Source organism: Streptomyces sp. NPDC057307, from assembly GCF_042667665.1.
Lineage (GTDB): Bacteria > Actinomycetota > Actinomycetes > Streptomycetales > Streptomycetaceae > Streptomyces.
Genome location: NZ_JBHUZM010000147.1, coordinates 1 through 18,169, shown reverse-complemented (window position 1 = coordinate 18,169; position 18,169 = coordinate 1). Strand labels below are relative to the sequence as shown.

Annotated in this window: 15 protein-coding genes and 1 pseudogene; 8 read left to right on the top strand and 8 right to left on the bottom strand. The window is 72.2% G+C overall.

Going from position 1 to position 18,169, the window contains the following annotated elements:
* Positions 1-56: 56 nt before the first annotated feature.
* A complete protein-coding gene (locus ACFUN8_RS31795) occupies positions 57-935 on the bottom strand; it encodes a chitosanase (protein WP_383645239.1) in 879 nt (292 codons plus the stop codon).
* A gap of 147 nt (positions 936-1,082) precedes the next feature.
* Here ACFUN8_RS31795 and ACFUN8_RS31790 point away from each other — a divergent pair, with 147 nt between their 5' ends.
* Complete coding sequence (locus ACFUN8_RS31790) at positions 1,083-1,460, top strand: VOC family protein (RefSeq protein WP_383645236.1); 378 nt, start codon at positions 1,083-1,085, stop codon at positions 1,458-1,460.
* A 48-nt stretch (positions 1,461-1,508) separates the two neighbouring features.
* Here ACFUN8_RS31790 and ACFUN8_RS31785 read toward each other — a convergent pair whose 3' ends face one another.
* Positions 1,509-2,333 carry a chitosanase gene (locus ACFUN8_RS31785; protein WP_383645233.1) on the bottom strand — a complete coding sequence of 275 codons (825 nt, stop codon included), beginning with the start codon at positions 2,331-2,333 and terminating at the stop codon, positions 1,509-1,511.
* Between the two features lie 187 nt (positions 2,334-2,520).
* Here ACFUN8_RS31785 and ACFUN8_RS31780 point away from each other — a divergent pair, with 187 nt between their 5' ends.
* Positions 2,521-4,764, top strand: a complete 2,244-nt coding sequence (locus tag ACFUN8_RS31780) for a hypothetical protein (protein WP_383645230.1) — start codon at positions 2,521-2,523, stop codon at positions 4,762-4,764.
* Positions 4,765-4,771: 7 nt separating this feature from the next.
* Here ACFUN8_RS31780 and ACFUN8_RS31775 read toward each other — a convergent pair whose 3' ends face one another.
* Positions 4,772-5,386 carry a TIGR03086 family metal-binding protein gene (locus ACFUN8_RS31775; RefSeq protein WP_383645227.1) on the bottom strand — a complete coding sequence of 205 codons (615 nt, stop codon included), beginning with the start codon at positions 5,384-5,386 and terminating at the stop codon, positions 4,772-4,774.
* A 98-nt stretch (positions 5,387-5,484) separates the two neighbouring features.
* Here ACFUN8_RS31775 and ACFUN8_RS31770 point away from each other — a divergent pair, with 98 nt between their 5' ends.
* On the top strand, positions 5,485-7,107 hold the full coding sequence (locus tag ACFUN8_RS31770; protein WP_383645224.1) for an NnrS multi-domain protein: 1,623 nt from the start codon (positions 5,485-5,487) through the stop codon (positions 7,105-7,107).
* 30 nt (positions 7,108-7,137) lie between these two features.
* On the opposite strand, the gene ACFUN8_RS31765 is transcribed toward ACFUN8_RS31770, so the two are convergent.
* Positions 7,138-7,761, bottom strand: a complete 624-nt coding sequence (locus ACFUN8_RS31765) for a GNAT family N-acetyltransferase (RefSeq protein WP_383645221.1) — start codon at positions 7,759-7,761, stop codon at positions 7,138-7,140.
* Positions 7,762-7,947: 186 nt separating this feature from the next.
* Here ACFUN8_RS31765 and ACFUN8_RS31760 point away from each other — a divergent pair, with 186 nt between their 5' ends.
* Both ACFUN8_RS31760 and ACFUN8_RS31755 read left to right on the top strand, forming a co-directional pair.
* On the top strand, positions 7,948-8,901 hold the full coding sequence (locus tag ACFUN8_RS31760; protein ID WP_383645219.1) for an SDR family oxidoreductase: 954 nt from the start codon (positions 7,948-7,950) through the stop codon (positions 8,899-8,901).
* Between the two features lie 2 nt (positions 8,902-8,903).
* A pseudogene (locus tag ACFUN8_RS31755) lies at positions 8,904-9,750 on the top strand (helix-turn-helix transcriptional regulator).
* Between the two features lie 96 nt (positions 9,751-9,846).
* On the opposite strand, the gene aceB reads toward ACFUN8_RS31755, so the two are convergent.
* Positions 9,847-11,469 carry a malate synthase A gene (aceB, locus tag ACFUN8_RS31750; RefSeq protein ID WP_383645216.1) on the bottom strand — a complete coding sequence of 541 codons (1,623 nt, stop codon included), beginning with the start codon at positions 11,467-11,469 and terminating at the stop codon, positions 9,847-9,849.
* A gap of 217 nt (positions 11,470-11,686) precedes the next feature.
* Complete coding sequence (locus ACFUN8_RS31745; RefSeq protein ID WP_383645214.1) at positions 11,687-12,298, bottom strand: NTP transferase domain-containing protein; 612 nt, start codon at positions 12,296-12,298, stop codon at positions 11,687-11,689.
* A gap of 270 nt (positions 12,299-12,568) precedes the next feature.
* Between ACFUN8_RS31745 and ACFUN8_RS31740 the strand changes: the two genes are divergently transcribed.
* A complete protein-coding gene (locus ACFUN8_RS31740) occupies positions 12,569-12,880 on the top strand; it encodes a DUF5955 family protein (protein ID WP_382560799.1) in 312 nt (103 codons plus the stop codon).
* 223 nt (positions 12,881-13,103) lie between these two features.
* Here the strand turns inward: ACFUN8_RS31740 and ACFUN8_RS31735 are convergent, their stop codons facing one another.
* Positions 13,104-13,928: an IclR family transcriptional regulator gene (locus ACFUN8_RS31735; protein ID WP_383645211.1), complete on the bottom strand. Its 825-nt coding sequence runs from the start codon at positions 13,926-13,928 to the stop codon at positions 13,104-13,106.
* Between the two features lie 395 nt (positions 13,929-14,323).
* Here ACFUN8_RS31735 and allB point away from each other — a divergent pair, with 395 nt between their 5' ends.
* Positions 14,324-15,676 carry an allantoinase AllB gene (gene allB, locus ACFUN8_RS31730; RefSeq protein ID WP_383645245.1) on the top strand — a complete coding sequence of 451 codons (1,353 nt, stop codon included), beginning with the start codon at positions 14,324-14,326 and terminating at the stop codon, positions 15,674-15,676.
* 44 nt (positions 15,677-15,720) lie between these two features.
* Positions 15,721-16,839: an allantoicase gene (gene alc / locus ACFUN8_RS31725; RefSeq protein WP_383645242.1), complete on the top strand. Its 1,119-nt coding sequence runs from the start codon at positions 15,721-15,723 to the stop codon at positions 16,837-16,839.
* A gap of 11 nt (positions 16,840-16,850) precedes the next feature.
* On the opposite strand, the gene ACFUN8_RS31720 is transcribed toward alc, so the two are convergent.
* Positions 16,851-17,612 (bottom strand): SDR family NAD(P)-dependent oxidoreductase, encoded by a 762-nt coding sequence (locus ACFUN8_RS31720; protein ID WP_383645208.1) that lies wholly within the window; start codon positions 17,610-17,612, stop codon positions 16,851-16,853.
* Between the last annotated feature and the right edge of the window lie 557 nt (positions 17,613-18,169).

Here is an 18,169-nt window from a genome sequence, read left to right as displayed (position 1 = left end):
GTGCGGCACCGCGCCGCACTGACGCCGAGGATCCGGGCTGTCCGCCGGGGGAGCGATCAGCCGATGTGGAAGTCCTCCCCGTACACCTTCCAGTCGAGCGGCGGGTCCAGGTTCAGATTGCCCGCGTCGAGGAACACCCGCTGCGCGGTGTCCACCCGACTGGTGTCCTCGTGCGCCTCCTCCTGCTTCATCGCCCAGACCCGGGCGTCGAGGAAGGCGTTCAGGTACGCGGTCTCGTCGCCGCCCTCCGACGGCGGCCGGGCCTCGGTCAACGCCCGCTCGCGGATACCGCTGAAGCTGACGTCGGAGCCCCCGTCGCCGTGCATGACGATGGCGTCGTAGTACGCGAACTGCCCGAGCGTGCCGAGGCCGTCCTCCTTGCCGCGGTTCACCGCAGGGTCGAAGTAGACGCGGTCGCGCTCGTCGTTCTGCGCGGTCTGGAACGCGGGGTCCTGGGCCGCCTCCTTCCAGGCGTCGGTGTAGCCGGGGTCGAGCCCTTCGTGCGAGTCCGTGCCGTCGACGGCACGCAGCGCGGGGAGGTAGCGGGCGAGCGGGTTGTCCGGCGCGCGCTCGGTGTAGAGCTCGACCAGGTCCAGCATGTCGCTGGTGCCGGAGCAGAAGCCGATGATGCCGGCGGTGTAGCCGCGGCCGTCGCCGATGTCCTCGATGTAGCCGTACTGGCCTTTCCAGTCGAGTGAGGAGTTCTCGGCGCTGGAGACCAGCTGCATCGCGATCTCCTTCTTCGCCGGGTCGTCCAGGCCGGGGGCGGCGACGGCTGCCGCCGCCGTGCCTGCCGCCGCCGTGACGTCGGCGGCCCTGTCCCCTCCGGGCGACGCGTGCGCGACGGCGGTGACGGGTCCCGCGACGAGGACGAGACCGAGCAGGACGCGGGGGACGAGCCCGAATGTGCGGGTGCGGTTGTGGGGGGTTGGCACCGGACCTCCATGGGGGGCTGACGGAAACCGAGCGGTTCGGTTTCTGTTAGGAAGCTTTCCTACCGAAGGTTGACGGTCACGTACACCCATGGCGCGTCAAAGAAATCCACGGTGCGCGGGGGCGCGGGCCGGGCGCATACTGCCGCCATGCCCGTGAGCCTGCATCACATCGTTGTCGACGCGCACGATCTGCCCGGCCTCGCCCGCTTCTGGGCGGCGGCGCTGAACTGGCGCGTGCTGTCCGAGCGGGAACGGGAGGTGGTCATCGGCCCGGACGAGTCCGCACCCGTCGGCATGTGCTTCATGCCGGTGCCCGCGACCGAGCGCAAGACCGTCAAGAACCGCCTCCACCTCGACCTGACGACGGTCGCGGAGGACCGCGACGCCGAGATCGACCGCCTGATCGCGCTCGGCGCGCGGCGCGTCGACGTCGGACAGACCGGCGAGGAGTCGTGGACGGTGCTGGCGGATCCGGAGGGCAACGAGTTCTGTGTGGTGCGTCCGAAGCGGACGCTGGTCGAGTGAGCGGGGCGAGGAGACGGGCGAGCGGCGGGGTGTTTCGACCGGCCGGGCTCAGCTCGCGTCGATGCGGTAACTGTCCCCGTACACCTTCCACTTGAGCGGCGGTTCGAGGTCCAGATTGCCCGCGTCGAGGAAGACGCGCTGCGCGGTCTCGACGCGGCTGGTGTCCGAGTGCGACGGTTCGCGGCGCATCGCGTCGACGCGGGCGTCGAGGAACGCGTTCAGATACGCGGTCTCGTCCCCGCCCTTCGCCGGTGACTCGGCCTTCTTCAGGGCCTGTTGGCGCATCGTACGGAAGCCGACCGAGCCGCTCGCGTCGCGGAGGCCGTGCATCACGTACGCGTCGTAGTAGATGAACTGCCCCAGCGTGCCCAGCCCGTCGCCCTTCCCCGCGGCCACGGCGGGGTCGAAGTAGATCCGGTCGCGCTCGTCGTCCTGGGTCTTCCTGAACACCGGATCGTCCGCCGCCTCGTGCCACGCGGTGACGAACGCGCTGCCGAGCCCGTCGTGCGATTCGCTGCCCTTGACCGCGCGGAGCGCCGGGAGGAAGGGCTTCAGCGCGTTGGCGTCCGGCCGGGCCGCCACGTAACGCTCGACGACCTTGAGCAGATCGCCGCAGCCGGTGCAGAAGCCGACGATGCCGGCGGTGTAGCCGCGGCCGTCGCCGATGTCCTCGATGTAGCGGTACTGGGCCTTCCAGTCGAGTGAGGAGTTCTCGGCGCTGGAGACCAGGCGCATCGCGATCTCCTTCTTCGCCGGGTCGTCCAGCGCCGTGGCCGTGTCCTCGCGCGCGGCGGCGGTGCACGCCGTGCCCGCGCACAGGGTGGCGAGCGCCAGCAGCAGAGCGAGCAGCGGACGGCGGAGCGCGTACGGCATGGAGCGGCCTTTCCTCACGGCCCGGGGTCCGGTCCGGTTCGGCCCGGACCTCACCGCCCGGGGTCCGGTTCGGCCCGGCCCGGGTCAGGACCCCAGTCAACAGCCCCGCCGCCACGGACGCACAGGCGGTCCACCCGCGGCGGCCGGGCGGGCGGCGTTGTCAGAGGCTCGTGCCAGGATTCTCTCCATGGATCTCGCACAGATTTTCGCCGATCTCGACGCACAGCCATGGGCGGAACGGGAGCACGCCTATGGAAGCGCCGACGATGTCCCCGACCAACTGAGGGCGTTGGCGAGCGACGACGCCGAGGAGGCGGAAGAGGCGCTGTACGAGCTCTACGGAAACATCGTCCACCAGGGGTCGGTGTACGAGGCCACGGCCCATGCCGTGCCGTATCCCGCCCGGCTGGCCGCCGCCGGAGTCAGGCCGGCCGACATGCTTCTGCTGCTGGGCTTCATCGCCGAGAGCGAGGACGAACGGAGTGACACGTCCGGGGCGTGCCGGGCGGCCGTGACCGCCCAACTGCCCCTGATACTCCCGCTGATCGAGTCCGCCGACACCTCTGTCCGGCAGGCGGCGGTCTGGGCGGCGGCCAGGACGGGCGCCGTCGAGCAGGTGCTGCCGGTGCTGCGGCGGTGCTGGGAGGGCGAGCTGGATCCGATGGTGCGGGCGGAGGTGCTCGCGGGGTCGGTGTGGCTCGACCCGGCGGGCGCGCGGGAGTTCGAGACGGCCGTGCTCGGGGCCTCGCGGACGGACGGCGACGCCGACGCCGACAGTGGCGGTGACGCGGACGGCGCTGCCGGGGGCGATGCGGAGGCCGCGCCGGTGCGACTGGCCGCGCTGCTGGCCTGTGTGGACGCGGAGCTGCCGTGGACGGCGGTCCATCACGACGCGCTCATCTCCCTGCTGCCGCTTGAGCCGCTGGTCGAGGGGCGGTTCGACATGGAGCAGAACGAGCCGCTGCGCTACGTGGTCGAGGGACTGCTGGACCGGGACACCGACGAGGCGAGGGAGGCCGCGTTCTCGGTGATCGAGGCCGGGCTGCGGCATCCGGACGCCGACGCGCGCGCCGAGGCGGTCGCGGCGGCCGAGCACGCCTGCGACGTCTCCCGTGCCGCACCGGTCCGCCTCGCCGGGCCGTTGGCCGCGCTGCTGGGCGATCCGTCGTCGGCCGACCCCGCCCTCTCGGTCGTCACACAGCTCGGTGAGTACGCGGCTCCCGCCGTCCCCGCGCTCACGGCCCTCGCCACCGAGGGCGGAAAGCTGGCCGACCGCGCGTTGGCGGCGCTGGTCGGGGCGGCCCCGGAGACGGCGGCGCCGCTGCTGGCCGCCGACCTGCCACGGCGGCCGAAGGCGCTCGACACGGTGGCGAAGACGCGTCCCGGGGGATGGGACGAGGCTGCCCGCGAAGGGGGCCCGGACGCGTTCCCGTATGTGCCGGAGCTGCTGGACGCCGTCCGGGCCCGGCTGGCGTCCAGCGACATCGCGTGGAACGAGTCGATCCATCTCGGCCTGGTCCTGGCCGGCTGGGGGCAACGCGCGGCACCGGCCGTGCCTGACCTGCTGGCGGCGCTGGACCGCTACCCCTTCGTCGTACTGCGCGCCCTGCCCGCCGTCTGTCCCCCGGAGGAACGCGACCGCGCGGCGGCGGCGCTGCACGCGGCGGACCTCACCGAGCAGAGCCCGCTCGACGTGGGGTCGGCGCTGCACCGCCTCACGGGGGAGACCGGGCCGCTGGTTCGGGCCGTCATCGACGCGCTGGTCTCCGGCGACCGGGACGTGGCCGACGCGGCGAAACTCGCGGGAGAACTGGGCGGTTCGGAGGCGTCGGAGCTGCTGCCGTACCTGCGTGCCGCGCTGAGCGACACGGCTCGCAAACCGGGCCGCTCCTCGGAGGAGGGGCGCACCAATCCCCGCCTTGACGGCGACACCGAGATCGCCCGCGCGCTGTGGCGGCTCACGGGCAGCGCGGACGAAGCCGTGGCGATCATCGCCGGAGTGCTGGAGGAGGCCGACGGGGGCTGGACACGCTGGCAGAACGTCCGCGCGGCCGGGGCGGCGGGCGCGCTCGGCGAGCCGGGCCGCCCGCTCGCCCCGCTCCTGGAGCGCAAACTCGCCCACCCCGACCACGCGGCGGCAGCGGCGCTCGCCCTCCTCACCGTCGACCCGACGGGCCAGGACCGCACCCGCCTGGCGGACGCGGCCCTGACCTCCGCCGAGACCAACGCGGACCCGCGATCGACGCTGGACTTCCTACGGGCCTTCGGGGCAAGGAACTTGACGGCGGATCAGCTCCGCCGGCTGACCGACCTGGCGGAGCGCGACGCACACGTCTTCATACCCGGCTTCTCCAACGACACGGTCCGCGCGGACGCCCGCTTCCGCGAAGAGGCGCGAGCACTGCTGCGTACGGTGGAGGACCTGGCGTAGCGACGCGTCACTCCCCGGGCCGCCAGTCCGGTCGGCGCCCGCTCAGCCCGACGACCCGGTCGAGCAGCGGCGCGTCGGCCGGTACGTGGACGGGCGGGCCGAACAGCCCCTCCGGCGCGTCGCCGGCCTCCGCGCTCGCCGCCGCCGGTTCGAGGAACGCCAGCGTCGCCTCCAGGCTCGCCCGGTCGATCTCGTACGCCTGCCCGGTGCTGCGCGCCAGGTCCCAGCCGTGCACGACCAACTCGTTCAGCGCGACGATCCCCGCCACCTGGGCCGGCAGATCCACGCCACCGGCCCGGGTGAAGCCCTGCCAGGCGTCGGGCGAACGCCAGACCTCGACCAGCCCGTCGAGCTGCGTCGGCAGCGCCGCCCGCCACCCGTCCTCCAACCGCGGCAGTCCTTCGGTCGGCGGCGTGTCGGTCGTCGGCCCCAGCGCCTTCTTCCCGGCGTCCCGGAAGGCGACGGTCAGCCCGACCAGATGCGCGAGCAGCTCCCGCACGGTGTAGTCCGGGCACGGCGTGGGCGCCCCGAGCTGCTTCTCGTCGATGGCGTCGAGCAGCCCGGCCAGGCTGCGACAGGCGGGTCCGTGGTCGGGAAGCTGTGTATCGGTATGAGTGTCCATGCACGGTAGACCCGCTCGATCATCAGAACTCATCGCCGCCCGGTACCTGTCATGCCCTACGGTGCCAGCGCGGCCACAGGACGGAGAAGGGGGCTCGTGTGCAGGGTGTGCGGTACGACCAGAGGGTGCTGGCTCTGGTCGAGGTCAGGGGGCGGGAACGCGACTGGGAGCAGGCGGAGCGGGAGTTCGAGCGACGCGGCTGGCCGCTCGTCGACGGTTCCGTACGCGGCGAGGGGATATCCGCCGGCGTACTGCGCCCGGATCCGGCCTCGCGGCTCTACGTCGTGGAGGTCCGCCTGTTCGGCGCGCGCAACCGCAGGACCGAACGCGCCGCGGTCTGGCGGGTGGAGCGGCTGGCGAAGGCCGCGCGGCTGGAGATGCATGTACGCCGCTGTGAACTGGTCGAGCGGGACCGCGAGTTGCTGACGGAGTGGCTGGTCCACACCGTCGCCCACCGCCCCGCCCACCAGCCGGCCCGCCGCCCCGCGGGCGGGCCCGAGCCCCGCCCGCTCACCGTCGCGGGGCGGCTGCGCCGTCAACTGGGCCTGGCGCGCGCCCGGTACACGGAACGACGAGGACGTCATGACACGGGAATGCTTGTCACCGGCACGGCGTCGGAGGCCAGACGCCTGTCCCGGATGACCCTGCCGGGCGGCGGCGCCCCGGCCGGCCCCGGCACCGACGTCCGCCCGCTGTACGGGAAGGAACGCGCCCATATCGTCGCCCGCCGCGAGGACGACCGCCAGCGGTGGATGTACCGGCTCTTCGCCTGGCTCGCGGCGATGTCGTTCTGCGCGGTGGTCGCCCGGCAGCAGTCCGGATTCCGCGTCTGGCTGTGGTCGGTGTTCGGCGCGCTGTGCTTCGCCGCGGCCCTGCGCGTCGGCAGCCGGATGTTCCTGTCCGGCGGCCGTGCGCTCAGCGTCTTCGTCACGTCCGTGGTGTCGGGCTTCCTCCTCTTCCTCGCCATCGGCCCCGGCGCGCCGGCGGGCGGGTGGCCCCCCTCGCAGGTGCTGACGTTCGCGGCGGCGCTGACCACCGTCACCGGCCTCTGGCTGCTCGTGCGGCAGTGGACCTGGGGCGAGTGGCTGGCGTGGGCGGCGCCCATGGCGTTCACCGTGCTCGCGTCGTTCGTCGTGGCGTCGGGATCGGTGCTGCACGCGATCTACGCGACCGAACTGGGCCTGTCACCGGGGGACTTGGACATCCCCGGCATCTGGCAGGCCGTCTCCGCGCTGAAAGTGCTGAGCTTCCTGAGCGTCGCACTGGTCGTACCCGCCCTCTGGGGCCTGGCCAAGCACCTCCACGTCACCTACCTGCGCCCCGGCGAACAGCTCAACGCCCCGCTGTACGTGCTCGCGCAGATCCTGGTGGTCGCCCAGGTCCTCCTGCTGGCGCTGGACTCCGCGGGCGCCGCCGTCGACACGGTGAGGTCGGCGGCGGAACACCGGACCCGCCCACCGTCCTACTTCGGCGTCGAACCGACCTGGATGTGCGTCGAACCGACCGTCCCCAAGGCCGAGTTGAACGTCCAGGACGGCGAACTCGACCCGTCCCGCCCCCTCCTGTCGTTCGGCGTCACCGACGGGGAGGCGGCCCTGTGGCACCAGGACACCGAAGCCGCCTTCAAGGTCCCCGCGGCCCAGGTCCGACTGCTCCCCGCCGAGCACGCCGAGGAGACGTGCGCGTTCCCCGCGCGCGAGTGGGAGGCAGCGGCCGGATAGGCCCTCAGGGCGTCGTATTACGCCCCAGTGCTACACCCCAGTACTGCGCCCGAGATACGTCACCTCGCCCGCGTCCGCCCCCGGCACGTCGATCTCGTAGAACCCCACCCGGTCGTAGAAGGCCCGCGCCCCGGTGTTCGCGGTCAGCATCGACAGATGCACGGCGCCCACACCCTTGCCACGCAGCGCTTCGAGAAGCGCGAGAATCAGCGCCCTCCCGTAGCCCTTCCCCTGCCACTCCGGCAGCAGGTCGATGTGCAGGTGCGCCGGATGATCGACGAGTTCGGGCACCACCATCCGCTCCGGATCATGCAGCAGGCCGGCCATGACCTCGCTCGGCGTACGCGTCCCCACATCCTCACCCGGCGCCGGAAACCGCTCCCCCACGAGGGGCAGCCAGTCCCGCCGGAAGGCCGCCACGAACCGCGGCGTGTCCTCGGCCCCCAGCACATACCCGACGGCCCGCCCCTCCCCGTCGTCCAGCACGAAGGCCAGCTCCGGCTCCAACTCCACATACGGCGCGGCGAAGATACTGGGCACCAGCTCACTGTCCGGGTACAGATGCCGCGAGTCCCGACCGACGTCGGCGGTCCGCACACAGATGTCGAACACCGCGGCGCGGTCGCCGGGACGATACGAACGTATGAAGGCCATGCCCGCGATTGTGACCCGCTTGAGAGCGCTCTCGCAACGGAGGCGGGGGGCGCGGTCGCCCGGCCCGGAGAAGACTGGTCCCCGGTATCCACGGACAAACCGTCCCTGAATCCGGCCGCGGCGATCCGGCACGCTGAAAGCAGCCCAGGAATCACCGCAGCAGGGCGCGCGAAGGAGCCGACAGAGATGACCAGGACCACGTACGAGATCCCCGACCAGACCGGGAAGCTGGCCGTCGTCACCGGTGCGAGCGACGGGCTGGGGCTGCGGATCGCCCTCCGGCTCGCCTCGGCGGGGGCCGAGCTGGTGCTGCCGGTCCGTAACCCGCGCAAGGGCGCGGCCGCGGTCGAGCGCATCCGCGCCGCCGCGCCGCGAGCCAGGGTCACCACGACGGATCTCGACCTCGCCTCGCTGGAGTCGGTCCGCGCGCTGGGCGACAGACTCCTCGCGGACGGCCGGCCGGTCGACATCCTGATCAACAACGCCGCGGTGATGACCCCGCCGACGCGCCACGAGACCCAGGACGGGTTCGAGCTGCAATTCGGAACCAACTTCCTGGGCCACTTCGCGCTGACCGCCCGTATCCTCCCGCTGCTGCGCGAGGCATCCGCGCGGGTGACGTCACTGTCCGCCCTCGCCGCCCGCTCGGGGTCCTTCCGGTGGGACGACCTGCAGTACCGGGGCAAGTACGAGGCCATGAAGGCGTACGGCCAGTCCAAGCTGGCCCAGATGCTGTTCGCGCTCGAACTGGACCGGCGCAGCCGCGCGGCAGGCTGGGGCATCGTGTCCAACACGGCGCACCCGGGCCTGACGGTGACCAACCTGCAGACCTCGGGATGGAACCTGGGCAGCGACAAGATCAGCATGCGTACGAAGACCTTCCGGCAGGCGCCGAAGATCCTCCCGTTCCTCGTGCAGTGGCCCGAGACCGGGGCGCTGCCGACGCTGTACGCGGCGACCAGCCCCGACGCGCGGGGCGGCGCCTTCTACGGTCCCGACGGCTTCGCCCACCTCACCGGCGGGCCCGCCGAGCAGAAGCTCTACCGCACCGCCGAGGACCGTGACTCGGCGAGCCGGATCTGGGCCGAGGCCGAGCGGCTGGCCGACGTCGGCTTCCCAGCGGTCCCCGCGGCGCGCTGAGCATGGACCGCGGCCAGCTCGCCGACTTCCTCCGCACCCGTCGGGAGGCGCTGCAGCCCGAGGACGTGGGGCTGTCCCGGGGGCCGCGCCGGCGCACCGGCGGGCTGCGCCGCGAGGAGGTCGCGGCCCTGTGCGGTATGTCGGCCGACTACTACAGCCGTATCGAGCAGCAGCGCGGCAGCCGCCCCTCGGAGCCGATGCCGGCCGCCATCGCCCGGGGCCTGCATCTGTCCCTGGACGAGCGCGACCATCTGTTCCGTCCGGCGGGGCATCCCACGCCGGCCCGCGATCCCCGCCTGGAGCACGTGGACGCCGGCCTGATGCGCGTGCTCGACCGGCTGCGGGACACCCCGGCGCAGGTCGTCACCAGCCTCGGCGAGACCCTGCTGCAGACCCCGCCGGCCGTCGCGCTGCTCGGCGACGAGACCGCCTACGCAGGGCCCGACCGCTCCATGTTCCACCGCTGGTTCACCCGGCCCGACACCCGCCGGCTCTATCCGCGCGAGGACCACGGCACGCACAGCCGGGCCTTCGCCGCCGATCTGCGGTCCCTCGCCGCCCGCGAGGGCCCGGCGGGCCGGGCCGCCGCCCTCGCCCGCCGACTTCTCGACGTCAGCCCCCGAGTTCGCCCGGCTCTGGAGCGTGCACGAGATCACCGCCCGGCGCGGCCACCGCAAACGCATCCGGACCGCCGAGATGGGCGTGCCGGAGGTGGACTGCCAGATGCTGTACGACCTCGAACAGGACCAGGCCCTGCTGATCTTCACCGCCACACCCGGCAGCGACAGCTACGACAAGCTCCAACTGCTGCCGGTGATCGGCGCCCAGAGACTCCCCTCGGCGCCGTAGCCGGTCGACCCGGCGCCGTAGCCGGTCACCGCGGCGCCCCCGTGCGGAGAGGGCCGGTGACTGTGCACCACAGCCCGCCTGTCGCCGCCGTGATTGTCAGCCGCGGAGCTGTTCGTAGGCCGGGAGCGTCAGGAAGTCCTCGTAGGTCTCGTCCAGTGCCACCGTCAGCAGCAGGTCGTGGGCCTGCTGCCACTTGCCCGCCGTGAAGGACTCCTCGCCGATCTCCGCGCGGATCGCGGCCAGTTCGTCCGCCGCGATCTTGCGGGTCAGGTCGACGGTGGCCGTCTCGCCGTTCTCGAAGACCACTCCCGCGTTGATCCACTGCCAGATCTGGGAGCGGGAGATCTCTGCCGTCGCCGCGTCCTCCATCAGGTTGAAGATGGCGACCGCGCCGAGGCCGCGCAGCCACGCCTCGATGTAGCGGATGCCGACCTGGACCGCGCCGATCAGGCCCTGGTAGGTGGGCCTGGCGTCGAGGGAGTCGATCGCGATCAGTTCGGGCGCCGTCACCGAGACGTCCTCGCGGAGGCGGTCCTTCTGGTTCGGGCGCTCGCCCAGGACGGCGTCGAAGGACGCCATCGCGATCGGGACCAGGTCGGGGTGGGCGACCCAGGAGCCGTCGAAGCCGTCCGCCGCCTCGCGGTCCTTGTCGTCCTTGACCTTCGCGAAGGCGACCTTGTTGACCTCGGGGTCGCGCCGGGAGGGGATGAAGGCCGCCATGCCGCCGATGGCGTGCGCGCCGCGCTTGTGGCAGGTGCGGACGAGGAGTTCGGTGTACGCGCGCATGAACGGGGCCGTCATCGTCACCGCGTTGCGGTCCGGCAGGACGAACTTGGGGCCGCCGTCCCGGAAGTTCTTGACGATCGAGAAGAGGTAGTCCCAGCGGCCGGCGTTCAACCCGGAGGCGTGGTCGCGGAGTTCGTACAGGATCTCGTCCATCTCGTACGCCGCGGTGATCGTCTCGATCAGTACGGTCGCCCGGACGGTGCCCTGCGGGATGCCCACGTACTCCTGGGCGAAGACGAACACGTCGTTCCAGAGCCGCGCTTCCAGGTACGACTCGGTCTTCGGCAGATAGAAGTACGGGCCCTTGCCCAGCTCGACGAGCCGCTCGGCGTTGTGGAAGAAGTACAGCCCGAAGTCGACCAGCGCGCCGGGGACCGCGCGCCCCTCGGCCCGGAGGTGGCGCTCGTCCAGATGCCAGCCGCGCGGGCGCATGACGACCGTCGCGAGTTCGTCGGCGGCCTTGAGCGCGTACGACTTGCCGGACGCCGGGTCGGTGAAGTCGACCTTCCGCGCGTAGGCGTCCCGCAGGTTGAGCTGGCCGTTGATGACGTTCTCCCAGGTGGGAGCCGAGGCGTCCTCGAAGTCGGCGAGCCAGATCTTCGCGCCGGAGTTGAGCGCGTTGATCGTCATCTTCCGGTCGGTGGGTCCGGTGATCTCCACCCGGCGGTCGTTCAGCGCGGCCGGGGACGGCGCGACGCGCCAGGAGTCGTCCTCGCGTACGGCTGCGGTCTCGGGCAGGAAGTCCAGCGTCGACGTACGGGCGATCTCCGCGCGGCGCTCGCTCCTGCGGGCCAGGAGTTCGTCGCGGCGGGGGGTGAACCGCCGGTGCAGCTCGGCCACGAAGGCGAGAGCCGCGTGGTCGAGAACCTCGTCCTGCCGGGGCAGGGTGTCGGCATCGACGACGGCCAGTGGGGACGGCGCTGGTGCGGACATGAGCTGTCACTCCTTCGACGGGCGGCGGCCCTCGGCGACCGCCGGGTCAGGTGGGCGGCACTGGGTGCCGGGACGCCGGGCTGTGGTCGCGGGCGCCTTCCGGGGGGTCGGGCGCTTCTGACCTGTGGATAGTAGTTTCCTCATCGTGGAAGTTCAATGGTTTGTTGATGTCGAGATTCTCTGGCACGACAGATCGTGGCGCTCAGTGCCACCGTCCTTACTCAAGGTGCGACAGATCCTCCTCCGTGTCGATGTCGTACGCCTCCGCGACATCCCCGCACTCCACGAGCACGATGTCGCGCGCGTGGGACCTCAGATAACCGCGTGCCCCCTGATCGCCCGTCGCATCCGCCGCGATGCCGGCCCAGTGGTCCGCGCCGAACAGCACCGGATGGCCGCGCTCGCCTCCGTAGGAGGCCGCGGCGAGTGTGCCGGGGGAGCGGTACGCGGCCCGTACCCGGGCTACGGCCGCCGGACCGATCCCGGGCTGGTCCACCAGCATCACCAGCGCCGCGGAGTGGGCGGAGGCCGCCGCCAGTGAGGCCAGCCCGGCCCGTAGCGAGGAGCCCATGCCGCCGGTCCACTCCGGGTTGTCGACCAGTACGCAGCCCGGCAGCTCGGCGCGGGCCCGCACCTCGGCGGCGGCGGCGCCGAGCACCACATGCACCCGCTCGCAGCCGCCGTCGCGCAGCGACCGCGCGGCGTGCTCCACCAGCGGGCGCCCCCGGTACGGCAGCAGCGCCTTCGGCCGCCCGCCCAGCCGCCGCCCGCCCCCCGCCGCGAGCAGCAGCCCGGCGACCGGCGACTCTCCGTGATCGTTGTCATTCATGGGTTCTGCATACCTCACCCGGGCCCGCAAGCGCCCTTTTGCGCCACAGCGCCCGGCGCTGTCGGACGGTGCGTCAGATCGTTGCGCGGCCCCCACCTGGCGATACGTCGACCGAACAAGTTGAATATTGTCCATCCGGTGGCGCGGGGCCGCCCGTGTGGCGTTTACTGTCCCGCGTCTCGCGGCGCCGGGCGTGTTTCAAGGGAGGCGCCGGAGGGGCGAGCACCATGCCGAAGGCACATGCACCATGGCGTGCGAGGGGGAAGAACTTTGTTGCGGAGCGTGGGGCATACGCGAGTGACAGAGCGGGGCGAGGATCCGAGACTGACCGGGCTGCGGTTCGCCGTTGCGCGTCTCAGACGGGAACTCGCCGTGTATCCGAGTGAGTTCAGAGACAGAGGGATCGCGGAGGAAGAACTCGCCGCGATGGCCGCGATGGTGGCGGGAGGCGATCCGGAGATTCTGCGGATGCGTCGCTCGCTGCTGCTGATCGTCGGCTCGATCGGCTCGGTGAGCGCGTTGGCGCCCACCCTGATGGATGTCAGGAAGGCGGTCGACCTCTTCGGAGAATTAGCGCACTGATCAGGGCACTGAGGCACCAGGGAGGGCTGCCGCTCACCCGGTCTTTCAGGTATCGGGTACCGGCTTCGAGGTGCCTGAGCGCCGTACGCCCCAGGGGATTGGGGCGTACGGCGCTCGTGTCTTGGGCCTCGCGTCTCGTGTCCGGGGCCTCGCGTCTCGATCGGCCGAGCGGGCGGACGGACGGACGGGCGAGTCGACGGGCAGTCGGCCGAGCACGCCCGACTTACGACTGCTGGTGGGCCGCCGCGGCCGTAATCGCCAGCGCCTCGGACAGCTCCCGCGCCACTTCCTGCAGTATCGGCACGATCCTCTCGGTGGCCGTCTCCGTGACCCGACCGGCCGGCCCCGAGATCGAAATCGCCGCGGGGGTGGGGGAGTTGGGCACCGGGACCGCCAGGCAGCGGACCCCCATCTCCTGCTCGTTGTCGTCCACCGCGTAACCCGTCCCGCGCACCACGTCGAGCGCCGCGAGGAAGCCGTCCGGCGTTGTGATCGTCTTCTCCGTGGCCGCCGGCATACCCGTACGCGCGAGCAGCGCCCGTACCTCGTCGGCCGGCGTGTGCGCGAGCAGCGCCTTGCCCACGCCCGTGGAGTGGGGGAGCACCCGCCGGCCGACCTCGGTGAACATCCGCATCGAGTGCTTGGACGGCACCTGCGCCACGTACACGATCTCGTCGCCGTCGAGCAGCGCCATGTTCGCCGTCTCGCCGGTCTCCTCGACCAGCCGCGCCAGATACGGCCGCGCCCAGGTGCCGAGCAGCCGCGACGCGGACTCGCCGAGCCGGATGAGGCGCGGGCCGAGCGCGTACCGACGGTTCGACTGCTGTCGTACGTAACCGCAGGCGACGAGCGTGCGCATCAGCCGGTGGATGGTCGGCAGGGGCAGACCGCTGCTGGCCGACAGCTCGCTCAGGCCGACCTCGCCGCCCGCGTCCGCCATCCGCTCCAACAGATCGAAGGCGCGTTCGAGGGACTGGACGCCGCCGCTCGCGGATGCGGGCTTGGCGGCGTCGGTGGCGCTGGCACTGGCGGCGCTGGACGTCGGCACAACAACGGTCCTTTCGGGGCGTCGGAACGGGCTGGGCGAGTCAGCAGTTTACCGGGCGGCCCGGCGGGCCACCGGTCCGCGGGCCGTTCGGCCGTGCCACGTATTCGCCGGTCAGAGGGTGTCTGTCCGGGTGTCGACCGTCACCCGGCGTGATCGGTCCGTACGGTTGGTGATGACGCGGGCTTCTGTCTGGTGAAAGTCGAGTTTCGCTCTGTGGAAATACTTCAGTGTAGTGCAGTGGGCGCGTTCCGGACGGAGCGGCCTTGACGGACCCCGGTCCGGCATGAAGACTCCTTCAACAGTTCGTTGAATTCGATGATGCGTTCGTGTGGCCAGTTTCGCGTGGACAGTACGGACGTACAGAAGTACGGAAGTGAGGGTGGCCGGTGACCGACCTGGACCGGAACGTGGACCTGGTGCTGCGCTCGACGCGCGTCGTGACCCCCGAGGGCACCCGCCCGGCGTCGGTCGCCGTCGCCGGCGGCGTGATCGCGGCCGTGCTTCCGTACGAGCGGGGGTACGGCTCCGAACTGCCGCCCGGCGCCCGACTGGAGGACGTCGGTGACGACGTCGTCCTCCCCGGTCTCGTCGACACCCATGTGCATGTGAACGACCCCGGCCGCGCCGAGTGGGAGGGCTTCTGGACCGCCACCCGCGCGGCGGCGTGCGGCGGCATCACCACCCTCGTCGACATGCCGCTCAACTCCCTCCCGCCGACCACCACGACGGCCCACCTCCGGATCAAGCGGGAGGTCGCCGGCCCCAAGGCGCACATCGACGTCGGCTTCTGGGGCGGGGCGCTCCCCGACAACGTCGAAGACCTCAAGTCCCTCCACGACGCGGGGGTGTTCGGCTTCAAGGCGTTCCTGTCGCCGTCCGGTGTCGAGGAGTTCCCCGAGCTGAACGCCGCACAGCTCGACCGGTCGCTCGCCGAGATCGCCGGCTTCGGCGGGCTGCTCATCGTGCACGCCGAGGACCCGCGCGAACTGGCGGCGGCGCCGCAGCGCGCCGGCGCGAAGTACGCCGACTTCCTCGCCTCCCGGCCCCGCGACGCCGAGAACGCCGCGATAGCGGGCCTGATCGCGGCGGCCCGCCGGCTGGACGCCCGCGTCCATGTCCTGCATCTGTCGTCGGCGGACGCGCTCCCGCTGATCGCCGAGGCCAAGCGGGAGGGGGTACGGCTGACCGTCGAGTCCTGCCCGCACTTCCTCACCCTCACGGCCGAGGAAGTCCCGGACGGCGCGACGGAGTTCAAGTGCTGTCCGCCCATCCGCGAGGCCGCGAACCAGGACGCACTGTGGCAGGGGCTCGCCGACGGCACGATCGACTGTGTCGTCTCCGACCACTCGCCCTCCACCACCGACCTCAAGACCTCCGACTTCGCGACCGCGTGGGGCGGTATCTCCTCCCTCCAGCTCGGTCTGCCCGCCATCTGGACCGAGGCCCGCCGGCGCGGTCACTCGCTGGACGACGTGGCCCGCTGGATGTCGACGGCCCCCGCCGCGCTGGCCGGACTCGACAGGAAGGGGGCGGTCGAGGCGGGCCGTGACGCCGACTTCGCGGTCCTCGCGCCCGACGAATCGTTCACCGTCGATCCCGCCGCGCTCCAGCACCGCAACCGCGTCACCGCCTACGCGGGCCGGACGCTGTACGGCGTGGTCAGGTCGACCTGGCTGCGCGGCCGGCGGATCGTCGCCGACGGAGCCATCGCCGAGCCCTCGGGCCGACTGCTCGAAAGGACCAACTGACCGTGGCCACCAGCCCCTTGCCCACGCCCCCGGTTCCCCCCGTCGTGCCCTGCTTCACGGGTGACGCCAGGCCGTACGGCGGCGGCGACCCGTACGCCGACCACCGCTCCGCCGACCTCCCCTTCACCCATCTCGTCGACCTGGCCGACCGCAGGCTCGGCGCCGGTGTCATCGCCGCCAACGACGAGTTCTTCGCCGAGCGCGAGAACCTGCTGAAGCCGGGCCCCGCCGAGTTCGACCCGGAGCACTTCGGACACAAGGGCAAGATCATGGACGGCTGGGAGACCCGCCGCCGGCGCGGCGCCTCCGCCGCCCGGCCGCACCCCACCGACGAGGACCACGACTGGGCCCTCGTACGGCTCGGCGCCCCCGGCGTCGTACGCGGCATCGTGGTCGACACCGCCCACTTCCGCGGCAACTACCCGCAGGCCGTGTCCGTCGAGGCGACGTCCGTGCCCGGCTCCCCGTCCCCCGAGGACCTGCTCGCCGATGGCGTCACCTGGACAACTCTCGTACCCCGTACGCCCGTTGGCGGACACGCGGCCAACGGGTTCACCGTCGACGCCGAGCGCCGCTTCACCCACCTTCGGCTCAACCAGCATCCCGACGGCGGTATCGCGCGCCTGCGGGTGTACGGCGACGTCGTGCCCGACCCGGGGTGGCTGGCCGCGCTCGGTACGTTCGACCTCGTCGCCCTGGAGAACGGCGGCCGGGTCGAGGACGCGTCCGACCGCTTCTACTCACCCGCCACCAACACCATCCAGCCGGGCCGCTCACGTCAGATGGACGACGGCTGGGAGACACGCCGACGCCGCGACAAGGGCAACGACTGGATCCGCTACGAGCTGGCCGAGCGGTCCGAGATCCGCGCCGTCGAGATCGACACGGCGTATCTGAAGGGCAACTCGGCGGGCTGGGCGGCGCTTTCCGTACGTGACGGGGCGTCGGGAGCGGACGACGGGGACTGGGCCGAGGTCCTGCCCCGCACCCGCCTCCAGCCCGACACCAACCACCGCTTCGTCCTCGACCGCCCCGTGACCGCCCGTCAGGTCCGGATCGACATCTTCCCGGACGGCGGTATCTCCCGACTGCGTCTCTTCGGCTCACTCACCGAGGAGGGGGCGGCCCGACTGGCGGCGCGCCACCGCGAGTTGGGCGGCTGACGGGCGCGGTCCTACGCCGCGTGCCCGCCGTCCACCGCGAACTCGGCGCCCGTGACGTACGCCGCCTCGTCACTCGCCAGGAACGCCACCATCGACGCGACCTCGTCGGCGGACCCGTACCGGCCGAGCGCCGTCATCGCGCTCTGACCCGCCGCGTACGGGCCGTCGGCCGGGTTCATGTCCGTGTCGGTGGGACCCGGATGGACGATGTTCGCGGTGATCCCCCGCTCGCCCAACTCCCGTGCCAGCGCCTTCGTCAGGCCGATCAGCGCGGACTTGCTCGTCGCGTAGAGCGTGCCGCCGGGGCCGGGCACCCGCTGGGTCATGCAACTGCCGACGGTCACGATCCGGCCGCCGCGTACGAGCTTCGTGGCCGCGGCCTGCGTGGTGAGGAAGACGCCCTGGACATTCACGGCCAGCAGCCGGCCGACCTCGGTCGGCGGGAAGGAGTCCAGGGGGCCGAGCAGCCCGATGCCGACGTTGTTCACGAGGACGTCGAGCCGCCCGCCGAGACCGCCGACGGCCCGCTCGACAACGCCCACGGCCTCCGCCGGGTCGGCCGAGTCGGCGCGCAGCGCGAGCCCGCGCCGCCCGGTCGCCTCGATCTTCTGGACGACCTCCCGGGCGGCGGCCTCGTCCGCCACGTACGTGATCGCGACATCCACGCCCTCCTGGGCGAGCCGCAGGGCGACGGCGGCCCCGATACCCCGGCTGCCACCGGTGACCAGCGCGGTGCGGGCGGCCGGCGCGGAACTCGATACAGACATAGACATATGAGGCGTCCTTCGATCGGTCGCCCGCGACGGCGGGCGACGAATGGGTGCTGCTGATGACCTCGATCAAACCCGCGCGCCGTGCGCGCCACCGGCGGGAATCGGACGCGGACGGGCGGCGCCGGCTCGCACACCGCCGTATCGCCGACGCCGCAGGTGTACGTGGCGTGGTCCCGGCCCCCGCGCAACCACCGGGCCGTCCTGGGGCGCGTCGTCCGACCGCACGGGGGTCGTGTCGCGTCCGGCGCGTCCGGCGCGTGCGAGGACAGGACGGAGCACCGCTCCGCGCGGCGCACCCTGCGCCGTCGGCCGCAGCCGCGGTGAGCCGGGCTCGGCTGCCCCGCGTCGTCCCACGGCCCCAGGTCGAACGCCGTGCCACGGGAGGCGCCGCCTGTGCCGTTGGCACGGCCGGTTCTCCGTCTCGCGCGGCGTCGAACGGCGCGCCCCGCGCCGGTCCGGTGGAATTTCGGCGGCCGGCCCCGGCCGCCCCGCGTCGTCCCACGGCCCCAGGTCGAACGCCGTGCCACGGGAGGCGCCGCCTGTGCCGTCGGCACGGC

Coding starts and splice junctions, on each gene's coding strand:
- ACFUN8_RS31780 (WP_383645230.1), top strand. CDS start 2,521: ATGGATCTCGCACAGATTTTCGCCGATCTCGACGCACAGCCATGGGCG.
- ACFUN8_RS31720 (WP_383645208.1), bottom strand. CDS start 17,612: ATGTCTATGTCTGTATCGAGTTCCGCGCCGGCCGCCCGCACCGCGCTG.
- ACFUN8_RS31775 (WP_383645227.1), bottom strand. CDS start 5,386: ATGGACACTCATACCGATACACAGCTTCCCGACCACGGACCCGCCTGT.
- ACFUN8_RS31760 (WP_383645219.1), top strand. CDS start 7,948: ATGACCAGGACCACGTACGAGATCCCCGACCAGACCGGGAAGCTGGCC.
- ACFUN8_RS31785 (WP_383645233.1), bottom strand. CDS start 2,333: ATGCCGTACGCGCTCCGCCGTCCGCTGCTCGCTCTGCTGCTGGCGCTC.
- ACFUN8_RS31745 (WP_383645214.1), bottom strand. CDS start 12,298: ATGAATGACAACGATCACGGAGAGTCGCCGGTCGCCGGGCTGCTGCTC.
- ACFUN8_RS31790 (WP_383645236.1), top strand. CDS start 1,083: ATGCCCGTGAGCCTGCATCACATCGTTGTCGACGCGCACGATCTGCCC.
- ACFUN8_RS31765 (WP_383645221.1), bottom strand. CDS start 7,761: ATGGCCTTCATACGTTCGTATCGTCCCGGCGACCGCGCCGCGGTGTTC.
- aceB (WP_383645216.1), bottom strand. CDS start 11,469: ATGTCCGCACCAGCGCCGTCCCCACTGGCCGTCGTCGATGCCGACACC.